The organism is Janthinobacterium svalbardense (assembly GCF_002327145.1).
GTDB lineage: Bacteria > Pseudomonadota > Gammaproteobacteria > Burkholderiales > Burkholderiaceae_D > Janthinobacterium > Janthinobacterium tructae.
This window is the reverse complement of record NZ_CP023422.1, coordinates 53,832-71,488: the sequence shown is the minus strand read 5'-3', so window position 1 is coordinate 71,488 and position 17,657 is coordinate 53,832. Positions and strand designations below refer to the sequence as shown.

Genomic DNA, 17,657 nt, shown 5'->3' with positions numbered 1-17,657 from the left:
CGATGTCAGTGGAGAATGACGCGCATGATAGCGTGGATTGTGTGCCTTGCGTGAATGGCGGGCCAGATGCGCGCCGCCTCTGGAAAATTCGGCCATCTGTGAGTACACTTGTTTCTTTGCTCCTCCACCAGCCCGACTATCCTGTATGAAAGCGCTCGCTCCCGGCACCGTCATTTTTCACCGCCACCGCGGCTATGGCGTCATCACGTCCGTGAATTTGCTGACGGGCTGGATCGCCGCCCGTTTCGGCAGCGAAGCGCGCACCCTGGACCTGAACCTGTCGACCGACGATGTGCAGTTTGCCGATGGCGAAGCGATTTTGTTTCGCCGCGCGCCGCCCGACCGCATGCCGCATGCGCGTCTGATGGCCATGGTGCGCGAGCTGCACCAGGCCGGCTATCAAAAACTGTATCTGTATTCCTGGCCCAAACCGTCCGGCCTGCACTGGCGCTGGCATTTGTTTACGGGGCCGCGCGACTGGATGCAGCGGCCCTGGCGCGAAGGCTGGTACGGTTCGGGCGCCGATTACAACGTCAACCCCGTGATGGGCTGGGGCGATACGCCGGGTGCCACCACCGGCGAGCTGATCGATGCCCTGGCCCGTTTCGATCCGCAAGGCCTGGCGCAGGCGCTGGGGCGCGACGACGACCATAGCGCGTGGTTTGGCCGCGTCTGCGACGCTCTATTACCCAATTACATGTACAGCCTGGACATGCAGCGCACCCCCGGCGAACCTTTGCCCGACATGCCGCCCGTGCCGGTGGTGGCCGTGCGCGCCGGCGTGGCGCCGTATGCCGGGCCGGACATCTCCTGGCCACCTGGCTGGGCCGGCCTGTGGCGCGGCCGGCACGCGCTGCCCGCGCCCGCCATCCGCATCACGGGCGAGCCGGATTTGTTGAGGGGCTTTCAGCGCTCCTGAGGGGCTTGCCGCGCATGCTGCGACACCTCGGGATTGAGCAGGCGCGTGCATCGACCCTGCGCAAAATCGACGATGTTTTGCAAGGCGTAGCGGAAATACAGTTCATAGCTGTCACGCTCGACGTAGCCCAGGTGTGGTGTGGCCAGCACGTTCGGCAGCAGCAGCAATGGCGCGCCTGGCGCCAGCGGCTCGTCCGTAAACACGTCCAGCGCGGCCGCGCCCGGGCGCCCCTGCTGCAGCGCCGCTTCCAGCGCGCCCTCGGCCACCAGTTCGGCGCGGCTGGTGTTGACGAAAAGCGAGTTTGGCTTCATGCGCGCCAGGTCGTCGCTTGTTACCAGGCCGCGCGTCGTCTCGGACAGGCGCAGGTGCAAGCTCAAGACGTCGGCTTGTTCAAAGAACGCTGCGCGCGACACCGCCGCCGTATCGCCGGCTGCGACGGCCGCCGCGCGGCTCGCTTCGCTGCCCCACACGAGAATGGTCATGCCGAAGGCGCGGCCATAGCCGGCGATCAATTGACCGATCTTGCCGTAGCCCCAGATCGCCAGGGTGCGCCCTTTCAATACCGTGCCGAGCGTGTTGCGCGCCGGCTCGATGGATGACGTTTGCCACAGCCCTTCCTGTAAATGTTGCGCGTACGGCACGATCTTGCGCTGCGCCGCCATGATCAGCGCCCACGTCAGTTCGGCCGGCGCCGTGGGCGAGCCGATACCTTCCGCGATCGCGATGCCCAGTTCCGTGGCGGCCGCCACATCGATGTGGCCGCTGACCTTGCCTGTTTGCGAAATCAGTTTCAGGTTCGGCAGTTTCGACAGCAAGGCGCGGTTGAAACTGCTGCGTTCGCGGATCAGCACCAGCGCGTCAAACGGCGCCAGGCGGATCGCCAGCTGGCCCAGGCCCCGCGCCGTATTGCTGAACACTTTGACCTCGTGGCCATCGAGCAATTTGAAGCAATCGAGGCCGCGCACGGCATCCTGGTAATCATCGAGTATGGCAATTTTCATGGTGGATGGCCGATTTTAGTAAGGATTTGGTAGGGAAATAACAGGATACGGGAAATGCTGAATAGCCTACTACATTAGTCAAGCTATTCTCCTACATTTTTGCGAGAATAGCTGATTGGCGGGTGTACAATCGCCGGCACTTTTGAAGCTTCCTGAGTATAGTTATAACGCAAACTGTTCCCGCAGCCTGGGTGCATGATCCAGGTAAACGACACCAGAGCCCTGCCCGCGTGAAGACGCCGCCCGCAGTGAGCCGCAGCCACCTCTCAACGATGCTGCCCGTCTTGCCGGAATGACCAGAATTTCTTTTATTGGTATTGGAGGTAATATGAATCAGCCCGTCATGGGTGGCGTCGCCGCACTCAACGTCCCAGCTTATATTAAACAACAGAAACTGATCAACTGGGTGGCCGACATTGCTGCGCTGACCAAGCCGGAGCGTATTTACTGGTGCGATGGTTCGCAGGAAGAGTACGAGCGTCTGTGTGCCGAAATGGTTGCCAGCGGCACCATGAAAAAACTGAATGCCGAAAAGCGCCCGAATTCCTACCTGGCCTGCTCGGACCCGAGCGACGTGGCCCGTGTCGAAGACCGCACGTATATCTGCTCGGCAACGAAAGAGGCGGCCGGCCCGACGAATAACTGGACCGAGCCTGGCGAAATGCGCCACACCTTGAACGGCCTGTTCGATGGCTGCATGCGCGGCCGTACCATGTACGTCGTACCCTTCTCGATGGGCCCGCTGGGCTCGCCCATCGCGCACATCGGCGTGGAACTGTCCGATTCGCCGTATGTTGCCGTCAACATGAAGGTCATGACCCGCATGGGCCGTGCCGTGTACGACGTGCTGGGCACCGATGGCGAATTCGTGCCGTGTGTGCACAGCGTGGGCGCACCATTGGCTGCCGGCCAGCAAGACGTGAAATGGCCGTGCAACAGCACCAAATACATCGTGCATTTCCCGGAAACGCGCGAAATCTGGTCTTTCGGTTCGGGCTACGGCGGCAACGCCTTGCTGGGCAAGAAATGCTTCGCCCTGCGCATCGCCTCGAACATGGGCTACCAGGAAGCGCAGGCGTCCGACAACAACCCGGGCTGGCTGGCCGAACACATGCTGATCCTCGGTGTGGAATCGCCGGAAGGCAAGAAGCATTATGTCGCGGCAGCGTTCCCATCGGCCTGCGGCAAGACCAACTTCGCTATGCTGATCCCGCCGGCAAGTTTTAACGGCTGGAAAGTGACCACCATCGGCGACGATATCGCCTGGATCAAACCGGGTGCCGATGGCCGCCTGTACGCGATCAATCCGGAAGCCGGTTACTTCGGCGTGGCGCCGGGCACCAACGAAAAAACCAATTACAACTGCATGGCGTCCATGCGCGACAACACGATTTTCACCAACGTGGCGCTGACGGACGATGGCGACGTCTGGTGGGAAGGCTTGACGAAAGAAGCGCCAAGCCACCTGATCGACTGGCAGGGCAAGGACTGGACGCCGGCGTCCGGTACCAAGGCGGCGCACCCGAACGCGCGCTTCACTGTTGCTGCTACGCAAAACCCTGTCATTGACGCCGCCTGGGACGATCCGGCTGGCGTGCCGATCTCGGCCTTCATTTTCGGTGGCCGCCGCTCCACCACCGTGCCGCTGGTCACCGAAGCGCGCAACTGGGTCGAAGGCGTCTACATGGCCGCCACCATGGGTTCCGAAACGACGGCTGCGGCCGTGGGCCAGATGGGCGTCGTGCGCCGCGATCCATTTGCCATGTTGCCGTTTATCGGCTATAACATGAGCGATTACTTCCAGCATTGGCTGGACATGGGCGTCAAGGTGGGCAAGGTCAACCCGGCGGCCCTGCCGAAGATCTACTGCGTCAACTGGTTCCGTACGGACGAGGCCGGCAAGTTCGTCTGGCCTGGCTTTGGCGACAATATGCGCGTGCTGAAGTGGATGCTGGAGCGTATCGAAGGCACGGCGGGCGGCGTGGAAAACCTGTTCGGCACGACGCCGCAGTATGGCGATCTGAACTGGGATGGCTTGCCATTCACGCAGCAACAGTTCGATACCATCACGTCGATCGACAAGGCGGCGTGGCGGGACGAATTGAAATTGCATGCGGAGCTGTTTGAAAAACTCGCGTATCATCTGCCGCAAGAATTGGCAGATCACAAGGCTGCGCTGGAAAAGCAGCTGAGTGCATAAAGTTTAGTAGTGGGGGAGAAACACGCCGGCAAAGACTGGCGTGCGATAAATGACACGCCGGCAATGACTGGGGTGCTAGCAAAAAGAGAAACGGCGCGGATTGCATGAGCAATCCGCGCCGTTTTTTATTGTCGGTATAATAATTGTCCTGTGGAAATTATTTGCTGTCACGCCGGCTCAAAACATGAAAAAAACGATCATCATCATTAGCACCGTGGCCGCCTGCCTGCTCGGCAGCGGCGCCCATGCCGAGCACCGCCAGGATTGCGAGAGCATCGAGTATGCCCGGCAGTATGGCGTCACGCTGGAAGCAGGGCTGAAGAGCAATGTCGAGCGCATGCGCCAGCAGCAGGCGCACTATCACAAGACGCTCGATGGCATGCTTGCAGAAATGAAGCAAGGCGGTATCTGGTCCGATGAGGACGCCGGCCGTTTCTTCCAGACCGTGTGGACGGATGAGGAGGGCAAGGCGGTCGACACGCAGCGCCAGAAGGCTGGCGAGCGCTACAAAGTCCCGGCGATGGCGGCGCAAGCCTGGAATGGCCAACGCGGCCAGTCGCCGGAAATGCTGCGGGGCATGTGCCTGCTTGGGCCGCGCCTGCTGGAAGACGGTGCGGCGCTGTATGAGGCGCTTGAGTACTCCTGGGCCTACTTGCAGACGAAACTGGAACGCGTTGCCAAAGCAAGGTGAGCAAACCCTGACGTTTGTGCGGAAACAAAAAATGGCGCGAATTGTCTGGACAATCCGCGCCATTTTTTCAAGTGCTGCAGCTTATTGCTTCAGCAGCGGCCCCAGGTATTTACCCGTCACGCTGGCCGGGTTCAGCGCCACGTCTTCCGGCGTGCCCGTGGCAATGATCTGCCCGCCACCGGCGCCCCCTTCAGGGCCCAGGTCGACCAGCCAGTCGGCCGTCTTGATGACGTCCAGGTTGTGCTCGATGATGACGAGGGTGTTGCCCTGGTCGCGCAGGCGGTGGATGACTTTCAACAGCAGGTCGATGTCGTGGAAGTGCAAGCCTGTGGTCGGTTCGTCGAGGATGTACAGGGTGCGTCCCGTGTCGCGCTTGGACAATTCCAGCGACAATTTCACGCGCTGCGCTTCGCCGCCGGACAGCGTGGTGGCGCTCTGGCCCAGCTTGATGTAGCCCAGGCCCACGTCGAGCAGGGTTTGCAGCTTGCGCGCGATCAAGGGCACGGGCTTGAAGAATACATGCGCCTCTTCCACCGTCATGCCCAGCACTTCCGTGATGTTCTTGCCCTTGTAGTGCACTTCCAGGGTTTCGCGGTTGTAGCGCTTGCCGTGGCACACGTCGCACGGCACGTAGACATCGGGCAGGAAGTGCATCTCGACCTTGATCACGCCATCGCCCTGGCATGCTTCGCAGCGGCCGCCTTTCACGTTGAACGAGAAGCGTCCTGCGCTGTAGCCGCGTTCCTTGGCCGTCGGCACGGTGGCGAACAGATCGCGGATCGGCGTAAACAAGCCCGTGTAGGTGGCGGGGTTCGAGCGCGGCGTGCGGCCGATGGGCGCCTGGTCGACGGAAATGACTTTGTCGAAGTGCTCCAGGCCGCTGATCGATTCGTGCGGCGCCGGTTCCGTCTGCGAACCGTACAGATGGCGCGACAGCGCCGGATACAGGGTATCGTTGACCAGCGACGATTTGCCCGAGCCGGAGACGCCCGTCACGCACGTCATCAAGCCTACCGGCAAGCTGAGTGACACCTTTTTCAAGTTGTTGCCCGTCGCGCCAGTAATGACCAATTGCTTTTCCGGATTGCTGGCGTGGCGCTTGGCCGGCACGGCGATTTTCAGCTTGCCATTCAGGTATTGCGCCGTCAGCGATTTCTTGTTCTTGAGAATATCTTGCAGGGTGCCTTCGGCGATGATTTCGCCGCCGTGCACGCCCGCGCCGATGCCCATGTCGACGATGTAGTCGGCCGTGCGGATGGCGTCTTCATCGTGCTCGACCACCAGCACGCTGTTGCCGATGTCGCGCAAGTGTTTCAAAGTTTCGATCAGGCGGTCATTATCGCGCTGATGCAAGCCGATCGACGGTTCGTCGAGCACATACATGACGCCCGTCAAACCGGAGCCGATCTGCGACGCCAGGCGTATGCGCTGTGCTTCGCCGCCCGACAGCGTGTCGGCGCTGCGGTCCAGCGACAGGTAATCGAGGCCCACATTGTTGAGGAACTTCAGGCGCGAAATGATTTCTTTCACGACCCTGTCGGCGATCTCCTTCTTGGCGCCCGTCAGTTTCAGTTTTTCAAAGAATTCCAGCGTCTCGCGCAGCGGTTTTCCCGCCACTTCATAGATGGCGCGCTGCTGCTTGCCCGTGCCGACTTTGACGAAGCGCGCTTCCACGCGCAGGCGCGCGCCATCGCATGAGGGGCAGCATTTTTCATTGATGAACTTGGCCAGTTCTTCCTTGACGGCCATCGAATCCGTCTCGCGGTAGCGGCGCTGCAGATTGTTGACCACGCCTTCGAACGTGTGTTCCTTGATGACGGTGCGGCCTCGTTCGTTGACATAGGTAAACGGAATCACTTGCTTGCCGGAACCGTACAACACGGCTTGCTGGGCATTCAGTGCCAGCTGCTCGAACGGCATGTCCAGGTCGAATTCATAGTAGGCGGCCAGGTTCGACAGCATCTGGAAATAAAACTGGTTGCGGCGGTCCCAGCCCTTGACGGCGCCCGACGCCAGCGACAGATTCGGGAACGCGACGATGCGTTTCGGGTCAAAGAATTCGATGTGCCCCAGGCCGTCGCATTCCGGGCAGGCGCCCATGGGGTTGTTGAACGAGAACAAACGCGGTTCCAGTTCCTGCAAGGAATAACCGCACACATTGCAGGCGAATTTATTCGAATACACGTGTTCCTTGGCGGTATCCATTTCGTAGGCGATGGCGCGGCCATCGGCCAGGCGCAGGGCCGTCTCGAAACTTTCCGCCAGGCGCTGCTTGATTTCCTGGTTCACCTTGACCCGGTCGATGACGACGTCAATCGTGTGTTTTTCCGTCTTCTTCAATTTCGGCAGGTCATCGACTTCATAGATTTTCGCCGCATGCGTGCCGCTCTGCACGCGAAAGCGCACGAAGCCCTGCGCCTGCATCTGCTCGAACAGGTCGACATGCTCGCCCTTGCGATTCGCGACGACGGGCGCGAGGATCATCAGCTTGGTGTCTTCCGGCATGGCCAGCACGGCATCGACCATTTGCGACACGGACTGGGCGGCCAGCGCGTTTTCCGGATGGTCGGGGCAGTACGGCGTGCCGACACGCGCGTACAGCAGGCGCAAATAATCGTGGATTTCCGTCACGGTGCCGACCGTTGATCGCGGATTATGCGACGTTGCCTTCTGTTCGATGGAGATGGCCGGCGATAAGCCCTCGATCAGGTCGACGTCCGGCTTTTCCATCAATTGCAGGAACTGGCGCGCGTAGGCTGACAGTGACTCGACATAGCGGCGCTGGCCCTCCGCGTACAGGGTGTCGAAGGCCAGCGAAGACTTGCCGGAGCCGGACAGGCCGGTAATCACGATCAGCTTATTGCGCGGCAAATCGAGATTGATATTCTTGAGGTTATGCGTGCGAGCGCCGCGAATGCGGATCTGTTCCATGTGATTGCCTTGCTTTCAGTGAGTGGTGCGGCCGGCGCATTGTGCCTGGGTGCAGATGAGGAGCCACAACGGGTCAACCTGTAACTATAGCCGGGTTTTGCTCTGCATGCCTGAGGCGTCCATGGGCGGATTGCGCCGCCGGGCGAACGTGCCCCGACAAAGTTTGATACAGATGCGTGCAGACGTTTAAACACTGTATATAATACCAGTATTCAAGTTTCTTGTTTTCACCTGCCGTGAAAAAAACGTGCTGCCGCACGGGAGAGGGCGTCCGCCAGAAAGCGTGTGCTTTGCGCCGCGTGGTCGCTTATAATCCTCGTTTAGTACACTAAACTAACGCGCGGGACACCGCCTCCCGCTGCAGTTCATCAGGAGTTATTCATGGCATCAGTCAACAAAGTCATCATCGTCGGCAATCTGGGCCGTGACCCGGAAATCCGCTACATGCCTAGCGGCGACGCGATCGCCAACATCGCCGTGGCCACTTCGTACAAATCGAAGGACCGCAATACGGGCGAACAAAAAGAATTGACAGAGTGGCACCGTATCTCGTTCTTCGGCCGCCTGGCGGAAATCGTCGGCCAATACCTGAAAAAAGGCTCGTCCGTCTACGTCGAAGGCCGTCTGCAAACGCGTAAATACACGGACAAGGACGGCGTCGAGAAGTACGCAACCGACATCATCGCGGAACAGATGCAAATGCTGGGCGGTCGCTCCGGCATGGGCGGCGACGCCGGCGGTGGCGATGACAGCTACGGTGGCGGCGGCGGCGGTGGTGGCGGCTACGACGCCCCAGCCCCGCGCCAGGCACCCGCTCCGCGTCCAGCCCCGGCACCGGCACCACGCCCTGCACCGAAGCCAGCACCGAACTTCTCGGATATGGATGACGATATTCCGTTCTAAGTCTGGAAGTGTCTTTTTTGATTGATGAAAGCCTGTTCTCCCAAAAGAGAACAGGCTTTTTATTTTCTTTACATAAAAATGGATATTTACGAAAATATTGTTATCGGAAATTTTTTATATGGACTGGGACTTGCGATGGGTGGTGCTTACCAGACCAGGCAATTACCTCTCTCAGTAAATTTGTTGCAACAAACGCCGCTTGATCGAGGTGCCGGTGACGTACTGGTACGAGGATCGTGTGTCATGCGTTTACTTGAATTTAAGCGCTCGGCTAACGATGACGACAAAGAAGAAAGTAAACTAATCCATCTACAGCGCTCATTGTCGAATTCAGTAAATTCTGATCTGATTCCAGTATCGCGTGAGGTGCACTGGTTTATAAGATCGAGAAGCGAGTGTGGAAATTTAGATTTACAAATTTCTCCTTACCTTGATTTTAATAAAATAGTTGAGTCAAAAATTAATTTCGGAGAATTTATTGGGGAAATGGTCAAAGAGGCTATTGGTGCAACTGATGACAGATCTGCCATATTCTCACGGTATTTAAGAATTCTTGCTGAAAGTCAAGGATCTATTAAGGGTTCATCTGGCGGATTAATTGTTTCTGTTGATGATAGCGGATTGATAAAGTATGTCGTTGTCGAGGATTTACGCGAGATAGGATTGAAATTGGATAGGTTGCAGGAAATCTATCGTCAACGACAACTTGAGCGCCAGCAGCAATATGAGAAACAGTGGACTCGCAGCCTTCCTGGTATCCAAAGGGATGGACATTCACGATGAATAAATACAATCAAAATGAAGATATAGGTATCGTCGTTGGAACCCTGCTCGAGATGGCGATACGCGATCAGAAAGCTGTTCGGAGAGCAGTCGAAAGGTTGAGCCGCACAGAGCATATAGTCGAGACTGCTGCCGCCCAGCTTCCAGCAACGGTGGCACGTGAAGTAACATTAGCTATACAGGAAGCCGTCCATGAAGTGGCTGATGTTCTTGTACGGCGTTTTGACGCGGCGAATATAGATGCGAAACGAGCCTCGGTAGCTTATCAGGAAGCAGCAAAGTTCGGCTTTTGGCGCATGATCGCGGGAGCATTAGGTGTTATGAGTATTTTTATGGCAACGATTGTGTTTGTGGCATGGCTAGCCATGCCGAATATCAGCGAACTTCAGGCACGGAGAGACGAAAAGGCTTATCTTGAGGCTCAAATTACATTGCTGGAAAAACGAGGCGCAAAAATCGATTACACCATATGTGAGCTGACGAAGGATAGGAAAAAAACTCGCCTTTGCGCGCGAATCGATCCCAGTTTTGTCGATAAATGGGATGGATATCGCATTCTTGCCGAAAAGCGTCGATGACTTAAATATGATCGTTTATGTATTGCTGTTTTGAGGTATCGGGGGCATCTATTAAACACCCATTGTTATCATCTCCTTGAGTACCATCGTCAGTAAGGTAGGGCTGTTCATTCCTGTATTTTTCGATTAATCGACATGCAAGAAATCAAATGCCACTGGCGTGGAGGGGCATGTTTAATCGCGCAGCCGCATCTCCAGGCTGTAGCTGGCCACCGCATTCCTGCGTGCCGCATTGCGCATCAAATATACCTGCACGGTGTACTCGCCATCGGCCGGCAGTTTCGCCTGGTAACTGTTACCGCTGGTCGAGCCGATGAACAGGGCTTCGTCCTGGCCTGGCTGGCGGATGTTGAAGTAATTTGATGGCTGATTGGTTTTGAGCTTGACGTTGAGGGTCTGGCCGGCCTTGCCAGTGAGCGTGTATTCGGCCGTGGCGTAGCCCTTGATCTTGCCTTTCACGCTGTGCGCGTTCTTGCCTGCCGTCAATTCGACGTTTTCCTTGTGGACCGGATCGGCGCTCCAGGCGGGCGTGGTGAAAACGAGGGCCGCCAGCAGCAGGCTGGCGCGGAGGGGCAGTGGACGACGCGGCATAGGATATTCCCTTTCAACGTGGATAAAAGCCAGGCGATGGTGATGCCGACCATCTTACGCCAGGCTTCGCGCTTTGCCTGTACCGCAGTGCCACCTCATGGTGCAGATGGCGCGTCTCTCTATGCCTCAGTTCTGGTAAAACAAAATGCAAATATTGTTATGATGTTTTTGCATAAGGAGAAGAATCGCTTTGTGATTGTTTATTTCACTAATAAAATCATTTTGGCGATTGTTTATGTGATGGTATATTGTTTGCAATGTTTCTATGGGTAAATTTTATCAGGAGCTTCATGGCATGTAATTCAGGCATGGGATGAATACGCATCTGACCTGAGCATATTTCGGCCATTGGTATGCAGAAAACGTCTTTTGGCTCAATTGAAGAAAAACCTTGCAATGCATATAGCTGTCGATTCCTCAGGGGCACAATGGTTGGTTTTGGAACGCATATTCGGAAAGAAAAGGGGCTGGCTGCTTGCACCGCTGGCGGATTTTCAAAAAAGAAGATATGTATTTCTCTTGTGCGATGTACTTGCCTTGATTTCCATCCTGCTCGGACTGGCATGGACTTTGTATCCTAGACATATTTTTTTGCAATCTTTTCCAGTGAGCATAGTGCTGTTGCTATTGGCCGGGAAAGGCCTGCGTTTTAAAACGGCCGCCGTACTGCCCGCGGCCAGCCGGGAAAAATTGGATGTCTTTTTAAAATGCCATCTTGGGCTATTGTTCGTCGCCATGCTGTTCTGTCTGGTGCAGGTGGGATGTGCGCTGCGGCAGATTTATTTGCTGGCCTGAAAAAATTTTCCATCCGCCGCAAAAAAAACAGGCCGTGCTATCACCGATAGCGTGGCCTGTTTGCGTTGCATCAAGCACCTTGAAGCCTTAATTGACCGTGATTTCCTTGCGGTTATCGCGCGCAACCCTGTCGATCATCTTGTTGTAAGGATCAACACCCACTTCGAACGGTTTGTCCTTCACGGTGATGGTGATCACCGGGTCGCTGCCCGACACCCTGCGCTTGTCCGTGAACAGGACTGTTTCATCCTTTTCTTTGGCGCCAGGGGCGCGCGCGAAGATGGCGATTTCCACCGGCTCGTCATAGGCACGCGCGCTTTCCTTGCCCTTGCCGTCGGACTCCAGCTTGGCCAGGTGCAACTGCATGGTGACATCCCACTGGCCATCCTTGCGCTGCACGGCCGACGCTTGCGTCACGCGGTTGTCGTAGAAGACGATCTTCTCGAACAGGTCCGTGATCAGCGCCTGCTTGTCCTGCGGCGCTTCGGCGCGGATGTAGGCCAGCAGTTCCAGGGTGGTGGTGAACGGCGCCTGCTGATAGCCTTTGTCCTGCAGATAGCGTTTCAGGGCACGGTTCAGGGCTTCCTCGCCGAGCTCGTCGCGCAGGCGGTAGAACACCAGGCTGCCTTTGTTGTAGTGGATGTATTGCTGTCCCTCCACGCGCGCCAGCGGCTGTTCCTCGATGGCTTCGCCGCCGCGCCCGCTCAGGTAGCGGTCCAGTTCATAGCGCAGGAAGCGGCGCATTTTTTCGCGGCCATATTCCTTTTCCATCACCATCAGCGCCGAGTACTGCGACAGCGATTCCATCAGCATGGTGGCGCCCTGTACGTTGGCGCCGATCACCTGGTGGCCCCACCACTGGTGCGCCATTTCATGCGCCGTGACGTAGAACACGTAGTCGATGTCATCCTTGTCGCGCAGGTCGGCGATGAATCCGATGCCCTCCGAATACGGAATCGTATTGGCAAACGACTGCGCGAAGCTCTGGTAGCCGGGAAACTCCAGGATGCGCACCTGCTTGTGCTGGTAGGGCGTGAACTGGGTGGTGTAGTAATCGAGCGACTTTTGCACGGAGGTAATCATGCGCTGCGTATTGTAGCCGTGCTTCTTGTCGAAATAAATTTCGATCGGTACGCCATGCCAGTCGCCTTTTTTGACTTCCCAGCGGGCCGACAGGTAGGCAAAGAACGGCATCATCGGCTGGTCCATCTTGTAGCGGTAATAGCGGCGGCCATCCTTTTCCCAGCTTGCCTGCAGGTAACCAGGCGCCAGCGCGATCTGCTCGCCGCTGGTGGAGACGGTGGTGTCGAAATTGATCCAGTCCGCTTCATTGCCAAAAACGGTGTTGCCGTAGGCCGACTTGTCTTCCAGCTTGGCCATGCGCTGCGGTTCGCCCAGGCCCCGTTTGCGCCGTTCGTTGCGGTCCGTCAACTCCATTTCCTTCGCATAGCCGAAGTGGGGGAAGAAGGCCTGGTTGTTGAAGAAGCTGCCGTTCAGGTTGACCTGGTCCGGCGCGCCGTCGTTGGTGAAACCCTGATGCGTTACGGCCACCGTGAAGTCCAGCGGCAGGGTGGCGCCCGGTGCCAGCGGTTGCGCCAGCTTGAGGATGCTGAAGCCGAGATCCTTGTCGTCGAGCGCGACCTTGTGCTCAGGCAAGTTCAACCAGTGCGTTTCCAGGTCCGGGTTGAGCTGGATGCGCAGGGTGTCGAGCGGCTGCTGCGTCTTGTTTTGCAGCACGTAGTGGCCCTTGATCAACACCTTGCGTTGCTCAGGATAGATATCCACATCGGCCTGGACGTCGGTGATCTTCAACTGCGGCAAGCCCTTGTATTGCTTGTACAATTTCTCGTAGCGGGCCTGCTTGTCCATGCCGATGTCCGACGTCTCGTACTTGTTCAGCACGTTCGTGTTGTAGAAGATCCAGCCGCCCGTGCCTGCCCAGCACAGCACGACTACGGCCAGGGCGGCGCCGGCGCGGCCTTGCAGGCGCTGGCGGGCCAGGCGCACGCGGGCGCGCCAGTCGACGGACAGGCCGCGCACCCAGAACGCACGGGCCAGCATGATGAGCGCCACGGTAAACAGGCTCCAGTACAGGGAGAACCAGGCCCAGCCCGTCAGGAAGTGGCCATAGCCATTCATGTCCGAATACTTGATGGCCGGCGTGCCGCCGAAGGCGTACAGGTTGTGTTCCAGGTGCAGCATACCCAGCACGGCTTGCGCCACCATCAGCAGAATCACCAGCAGGTAACCGATGAACTTGTTATTCGACAGCACTTGCAGGGTGAGGGCACACAAGCCCATCAGCACGAAGAAGAGGGAACCGAGCAGGGTGCCTTTCAGGTACAGGCCCAGTTCCACGGGTGCGCCGCCCTTGACGAGCTGGAAACCGATGGCGGTGATGACGCCCACCAGCAGGTAGCCGGCGATGACGCCGATCAGGGCCGTGCACTTGGCCAGCAGGGGCACCCAGCCGGGTACGGGCATGGCATCGCTGACGTCGGCGATCTTGACCTGGCGCTCCTTGAAGATCAGCTCACCCGCATAAAAGGTGACGATGATGATCAACAGGAAGCTGAAGCTGTTGTTGATACTTTGCAGCATCAAATGGGTCATCGGATACACGGCCGTGCCGTACATGTTCTTGCCCACGCTGGAGCCGGCGATCAGGTTGATGATGCCGAACAGCAGCATGACGAGGAAGGGCACGCTCTTGAAGACGCCGGCGGCATCGAAGCGCAGGATCTGCCACCACTGGCGCCAGGCCGTTGCCGGAGTAAAGGTGGGAATGCTGCGCGGCAGGTGCAGCGGCGCGCTGGCGACCGGCGCGGCCGCAGGCGTCTTGTGCTTGCCGAACAGGCGCTTGCCCGTGCCCGTGCGCTGCGGTTTGAACAGGATCACGGTGGCGGCAAACAGCACGACGGTAATGCCCAGCCACAGCAAGCGGTTGGCCAGCAGGAAACCGGACAGTGGCGGCAGGCTGGCATTCGACTCGGCGGCCGTGAAGTAGCGCGTCATGCGGCCAAAGGCGCGCACGCCGAAGGGGTCGAGCAGCACGGCATACCATTCATTGTTGATGTCGCGCGTAAATACCCCGGCCATGGCCCACAGCACGAAAAAGCCCAACACGCCCACGTACACGAGCATCATCGAACGCGTGGTGGCCGCCAGCAGCATCAGCAGGGCGCCGATGAAGAGCAGGTTGGGGATGACGATGACGGCGAAGCTCCAGGCATACGCATGCAGCGAGAACGCGCCCACGCGCTGCGCATCGACCCAGGGCATGACGGGGCCGAGCATGGTGGCCAGGGCAATGGCGACGAAGATCACCAGGCAGGCGACAAAGCCGGCGGCGAAGCGGCCGAACAGGTAATCCCACTTGCGCATGGGCGTGGCGAACAGCATGTCGGCCATGCCCACTTCGTTGTCGCGCAGCACGGCGCCGGCGATGAAGACGGTGACGAGAAACATCGCCAGCAGGCTGAAGATGCCCAGCATCTGCGCCACCACGGTGGGAGCGTTGCGGTTGATGTTGCCGATGGCGCCACCGATCTGCACCGAGTCGCTGGTGGTGGCGCCAAAGGCCATCAGGGCCATGATGATTGCAAAGACCCACAGCAGCGGCTGTTTCAGCTGGTAGACGAGGTCAAACTTGAAAAATTCCTTCCACATGGCGGCCCCTTACGCTGCCACGGCGGCGGAGGTGGCCGGTGCGGCAGCGGGAGCAGCGGCGCCGTGGCGGGCAGCGTTGCGCACATGCAGGAAATACACATCTTCCAGATCGGCGGCGATCTGCACGAAGCCGCTGTCGGGCTGGCTGTCGGCATACACATTGATTTGCGGCTTGCCGCCCACCAGGCGCGTTGACAGCACGTTCAAGGTTTGCTGGTACTGCGCCAGTTCTTCCGTCGTGACACTGCGGCGCCAGACCTTGCCGTGCAAGGTATCGATGGCCGCCTGCGGCTCGCCCTGCACCAGCACCTGTCCCTTGACGATCATGGCCATGCGCGGGCACAGGTCCGTCACATCATCGACGATGTGCGTCGACAGAATCACCACCACTTGCTCGCCGATCTTCGCCAGCAGGTTCAGGAAGCGGTTGCGTTCGTCCGGGTCCAGACCGGCAGTGGGTTCATCGACGATCACCAGGCGCGGTGCGCCCAGCAGGGCCTGGGCGATGCCGAAGCGCTGGCGCATGCCGCCCGAATACGTGCCCAAGTTGCGCTTGCGCGCTTCCCACAGATTGGTTTGTTGCAGCAAGGCTTCCACGGCTTCCTTGCGTGGGCCCTTTTCCGTCAAACCTTTCAAGACGGCAAAGTGGTTGAGCAAGGTTTCCGCGCTCACTTTCGGATACACGCCGAAATCCTGCGGCAAATAGCCGAGTTGGCGGCGCAAGCCAGCCTTGTCCTTGAGCACATCGAGGCCATCGAAATGGATGCTGCCGCTGTCGGGATCTTGCAAGGTGGCAATGGTCCGCATCAGCGAGGACTTGCCTGCGCCATTCGGTCCCAGCAAGCCGAACATTCCGTTGGGAATCTCCAGGCTGACATCGTTGATGGCCTTGACGCCATTGGCATACGTTTTGTTCAGCTGTTTGATCGATAGCATGTGCAGCACTCTCCAGAGCTTGGGTCTAAAAAGCCGGCAGATACTTGTCTGCCGGTCTGTGCAAGGGGGTCGCCCCTGTTTTCTGTCAACCGCGATGGCGGATGTTACTTAAAGACAATAATATATAAGCAATTGGGAAAAAAGTAATCTTTTTGCGACCGGAGGCGGAAAGACGGGCATGAAATGCCCCAGGCGGGGATGAGTGACGGTGATAAGATCGCGCACTGGATCGACACCACCGTGGAGGAAAGCTTTTCATGCATGCCATACACAAGATCATCACCTTGCGCGCCATTGCCCCGGGCGAAGAGGAGGCACTGGCGCGGCTGTTTCAACTGTACTGTTATGACAATTCCGCCTGGAGCGGCGAGGCGCTGCTGGCCGATGGCCGCTACGACGTGTGCGATGCGGGGCTGGCGTCGTATGTGCATGCAGCCGGCCACACGGCCAGCTGGATCGAGGTCGATGGCGAACTGGCGGGCTTTTTCGTCACGGAGCCTGGCATGGCGGGTGAGCTGGCGGTGCAGGAGTTCAGCGACTTTTTCATTCTGAAGCAATACCGGCGCCGGGGCGTGGCGCTGGAAGTGGTGCGCAGGGTGCTGCTGGACAGCGCGCAGACGTGGCTGGTGGCAACGTTTCGCGACGATGCCGCTGCCTGCGCGTTCTGGCGTCACGCGTTTGCATGTCTACCGTTTGCCAGGGTCGAGGCGTACGACGATGCAGCCTTGCCGCAGTTCCAGCTGACCTTGCTGAAACCGGCGGCCTGAGCGCGTTTAGAAGCGCACTTTCACATACGCCGACGGTCCCGTCAGGCGAATGTTCAGGTCGGCATTGCGTTCGCTGTCGCGGTGCAGCTTGATTTTCGAAATGCCGTAATCGGCCACGAAACCGATATTCTTGAACGGAAACCATTCCACGCCGACATTCCCGCCGTAGATGTGACCGTTGATGCGTCCGCCGTTTTTCTTGATGCCTGACGCTTCCGCATACATGCGCAAGTCCGGCGTGAAGGCGTGGCGCCAGCCCACTTCCAGCAGCGGCGCAAACGCGTGCTCGCCGATGGAGTCGCGCGCCGTGGCCGTTTCGCCATTCACGACGCCGGTGGCCGTGCCGTTCAGGCTGGCATGGTAGTAGGCGGCACCCAGACCGATGCCGAAGGTGTCGTTGCCGCTGCCCAGCCACCATTTATAGGCCAGCTTGGCCAGGTCCAGCTTCAGATCCGCATTCGCCGTGGCCGTGCCCGTGACGGGCTGGCCATTGATGATGGTCTCGCCCGTCAGGCTTGGGGTGTAGGATTTGTCGTAGCGGTAGTAGTCGAATGCCAGGCCGTGGCGGTCGCCGATCAGCACATCCGCCTTGATGCGCGGGATGGTCGTGTGGCTTTGCTTCGATTCGGGCGCGTCGATGCGGCCAAACTGTGTGTCGGCGCCGATATTGATGCGCGGATCGGCGGAAAATGCCCCGACCGAGATACTGACACGGTCCAGCGTGGGCGATGGCTCGGCCCGCGCCGTGGCGGCCGCCGTGGCCATGCCCAGAACACCCAGCATCATGGCACCGCGCAAGGCGAGGTGGTGCGGACGTGGTGGGGACAGGCGGGCAGACACGGACATGGAAAACATGGGGCAACTCCTCAAAATAAAGTGAAAACTGTCGCGAT

Annotated in this window: 15 protein-coding genes; 9 read left to right on the top strand and 6 right to left on the bottom strand. The window is 58.5% G+C overall.

The window, feature by feature from the left end:
- Nucleotides 1–145 precede the first annotated feature (145 nt).
- Entirely contained in the window at nt 146–919 is a 774-nt protein-coding gene (locus tag CNX70_RS00295; protein WP_096232540.1) for an L-asparaginase, read from the top strand.
- Here CNX70_RS00295 and CNX70_RS00290 read toward each other — a convergent pair.
- Nucleotides 907–1,920, bottom strand: coding sequence for a D-2-hydroxyacid dehydrogenase family protein (locus tag CNX70_RS00290; RefSeq protein ID WP_096232538.1), 1,014 nt, complete (start codon nt 1,918–1,920; stop codon nt 907–909). The two genes, CNX70_RS00295 and CNX70_RS00290, sit on opposite strands and share 13 nt — an antisense overlap.
- 328 nt (nt 1,921–2,248) lie before the next feature.
- Here CNX70_RS00290 and CNX70_RS00285 point away from each other — a divergent pair, with 328 nt between their 5' ends.
- Entirely contained in the window at nt 2,249–4,120 is a 1,872-nt protein-coding gene (locus CNX70_RS00285) for a phosphoenolpyruvate carboxykinase (GTP) (protein WP_096232536.1), read from the top strand.
- A gap of 184 nt (nt 4,121–4,304) precedes the next feature.
- Nucleotides 4,305–4,811, top strand: coding sequence for a hypothetical protein (locus tag CNX70_RS00280; RefSeq protein ID WP_096232534.1), 507 nt, complete (start codon nt 4,305–4,307; stop codon nt 4,809–4,811).
- Between the two features lie 81 nt (nt 4,812–4,892).
- Here the strand turns inward: CNX70_RS00280 and uvrA are convergent, their stop codons facing one another.
- Nucleotides 4,893–7,742: an excinuclease ABC subunit UvrA gene (uvrA, locus tag CNX70_RS00275; RefSeq protein ID WP_096232532.1), complete on the bottom strand. Its 2,850-nt coding sequence runs from the start codon at nt 7,740–7,742 to the stop codon at nt 4,893–4,895.
- Nucleotides 7,743–8,123: 381 nt separating this feature from the next.
- Between uvrA and ssb the strand changes: the two genes are divergently transcribed.
- The 3 genes from ssb to CNX70_RS00265 are packed head-to-tail and all read left to right on the top strand — an operon-like array spanning nt 8,124 to nt 10,006.
- The gene (ssb, locus tag CNX70_RS00270; protein WP_096232530.1) at nt 8,124–8,645 is read left to right on the top strand and encodes a single-stranded DNA-binding protein; all 522 of its coding nucleotides are present in this window, start codon (nt 8,124–8,126) and stop codon (nt 8,643–8,645) included.
- Between the two features lie 24 nt (nt 8,646–8,669).
- Nucleotides 8,670–9,428 carry a hypothetical protein gene (locus CNX70_RS27930; RefSeq protein WP_157750865.1) on the top strand — a complete coding sequence of 253 codons (759 nt, stop codon included), beginning with the start codon at nt 8,670–8,672 and terminating at the stop codon, nt 9,426–9,428.
- On the top strand, nt 9,425–10,006 hold the full coding sequence (locus CNX70_RS00265) for a hypothetical protein (RefSeq protein ID WP_096232528.1): 582 nt from the start codon (nt 9,425–9,427) through the stop codon (nt 10,004–10,006). Before CNX70_RS27930 ends, CNX70_RS00265 begins: the two co-directional genes overlap by 4 nt.
- A 174-nt stretch (nt 10,007–10,180) precedes the next feature.
- Here CNX70_RS00265 and CNX70_RS00260 read toward each other — a convergent pair whose 3' ends face one another.
- Nucleotides 10,181–10,597: a hypothetical protein gene (locus CNX70_RS00260; protein WP_096232526.1), complete on the bottom strand. Its 417-nt coding sequence runs from the start codon at nt 10,595–10,597 to the stop codon at nt 10,181–10,183.
- Nucleotides 10,598–10,615: 18 nt separating this feature from the next.
- Between CNX70_RS00260 and CNX70_RS27925 the strand changes: the two genes are divergently transcribed.
- Nucleotides 10,616–10,870, top strand: a complete 255-nt coding sequence (locus CNX70_RS27925; protein WP_167389591.1) for a hypothetical protein — start codon at nt 10,616–10,618, stop codon at nt 10,868–10,870.
- A 96-nt stretch (nt 10,871–10,966) separates the two neighbouring features.
- Nucleotides 10,967–11,392 carry a hypothetical protein gene (locus CNX70_RS00255; RefSeq protein ID WP_157750863.1) on the top strand — a complete coding sequence of 142 codons (426 nt, stop codon included), beginning with the start codon at nt 10,967–10,969 and terminating at the stop codon, nt 11,390–11,392.
- Between the two features lie 87 nt (nt 11,393–11,479).
- Here CNX70_RS00255 and CNX70_RS00250 read toward each other — a convergent pair whose 3' ends face one another.
- Both CNX70_RS00250 and CNX70_RS00245 read right to left on the bottom strand, forming a co-directional pair.
- A complete protein-coding gene (locus tag CNX70_RS00250) occupies nt 11,480–15,061 on the bottom strand; it encodes a M1 family aminopeptidase (RefSeq protein WP_096232522.1) in 3,582 nt (1,193 codons plus the stop codon).
- Between the two features lie 9 nt (nt 15,062–15,070).
- The gene (locus CNX70_RS00245) at nt 15,071–15,997 is read right to left on the bottom strand and encodes an ABC transporter ATP-binding protein (protein ID WP_071075057.1); all 927 of its coding nucleotides are present in this window, start codon (nt 15,995–15,997) and stop codon (nt 15,071–15,073) included.
- 257 nt (nt 15,998–16,254) lie between these two features.
- On the opposite strand from CNX70_RS00245, the gene CNX70_RS00240 reads away from it, so the two are divergent.
- A complete protein-coding gene (locus CNX70_RS00240) occupies nt 16,255–16,764 on the top strand; it encodes a GNAT family N-acetyltransferase (protein ID WP_096232520.1) in 510 nt (169 codons plus the stop codon).
- Nucleotides 16,765–16,770: 6 nt separating this feature from the next.
- On the opposite strand, the gene CNX70_RS00235 is transcribed toward CNX70_RS00240, so the two are convergent.
- A complete protein-coding gene (locus CNX70_RS00235) occupies nt 16,771–17,619 on the bottom strand; it encodes a porin family protein (RefSeq protein ID WP_096232518.1) in 849 nt (282 codons plus the stop codon).
- Between the last annotated feature and the right edge of the window lie 38 nt (nt 17,620–17,657).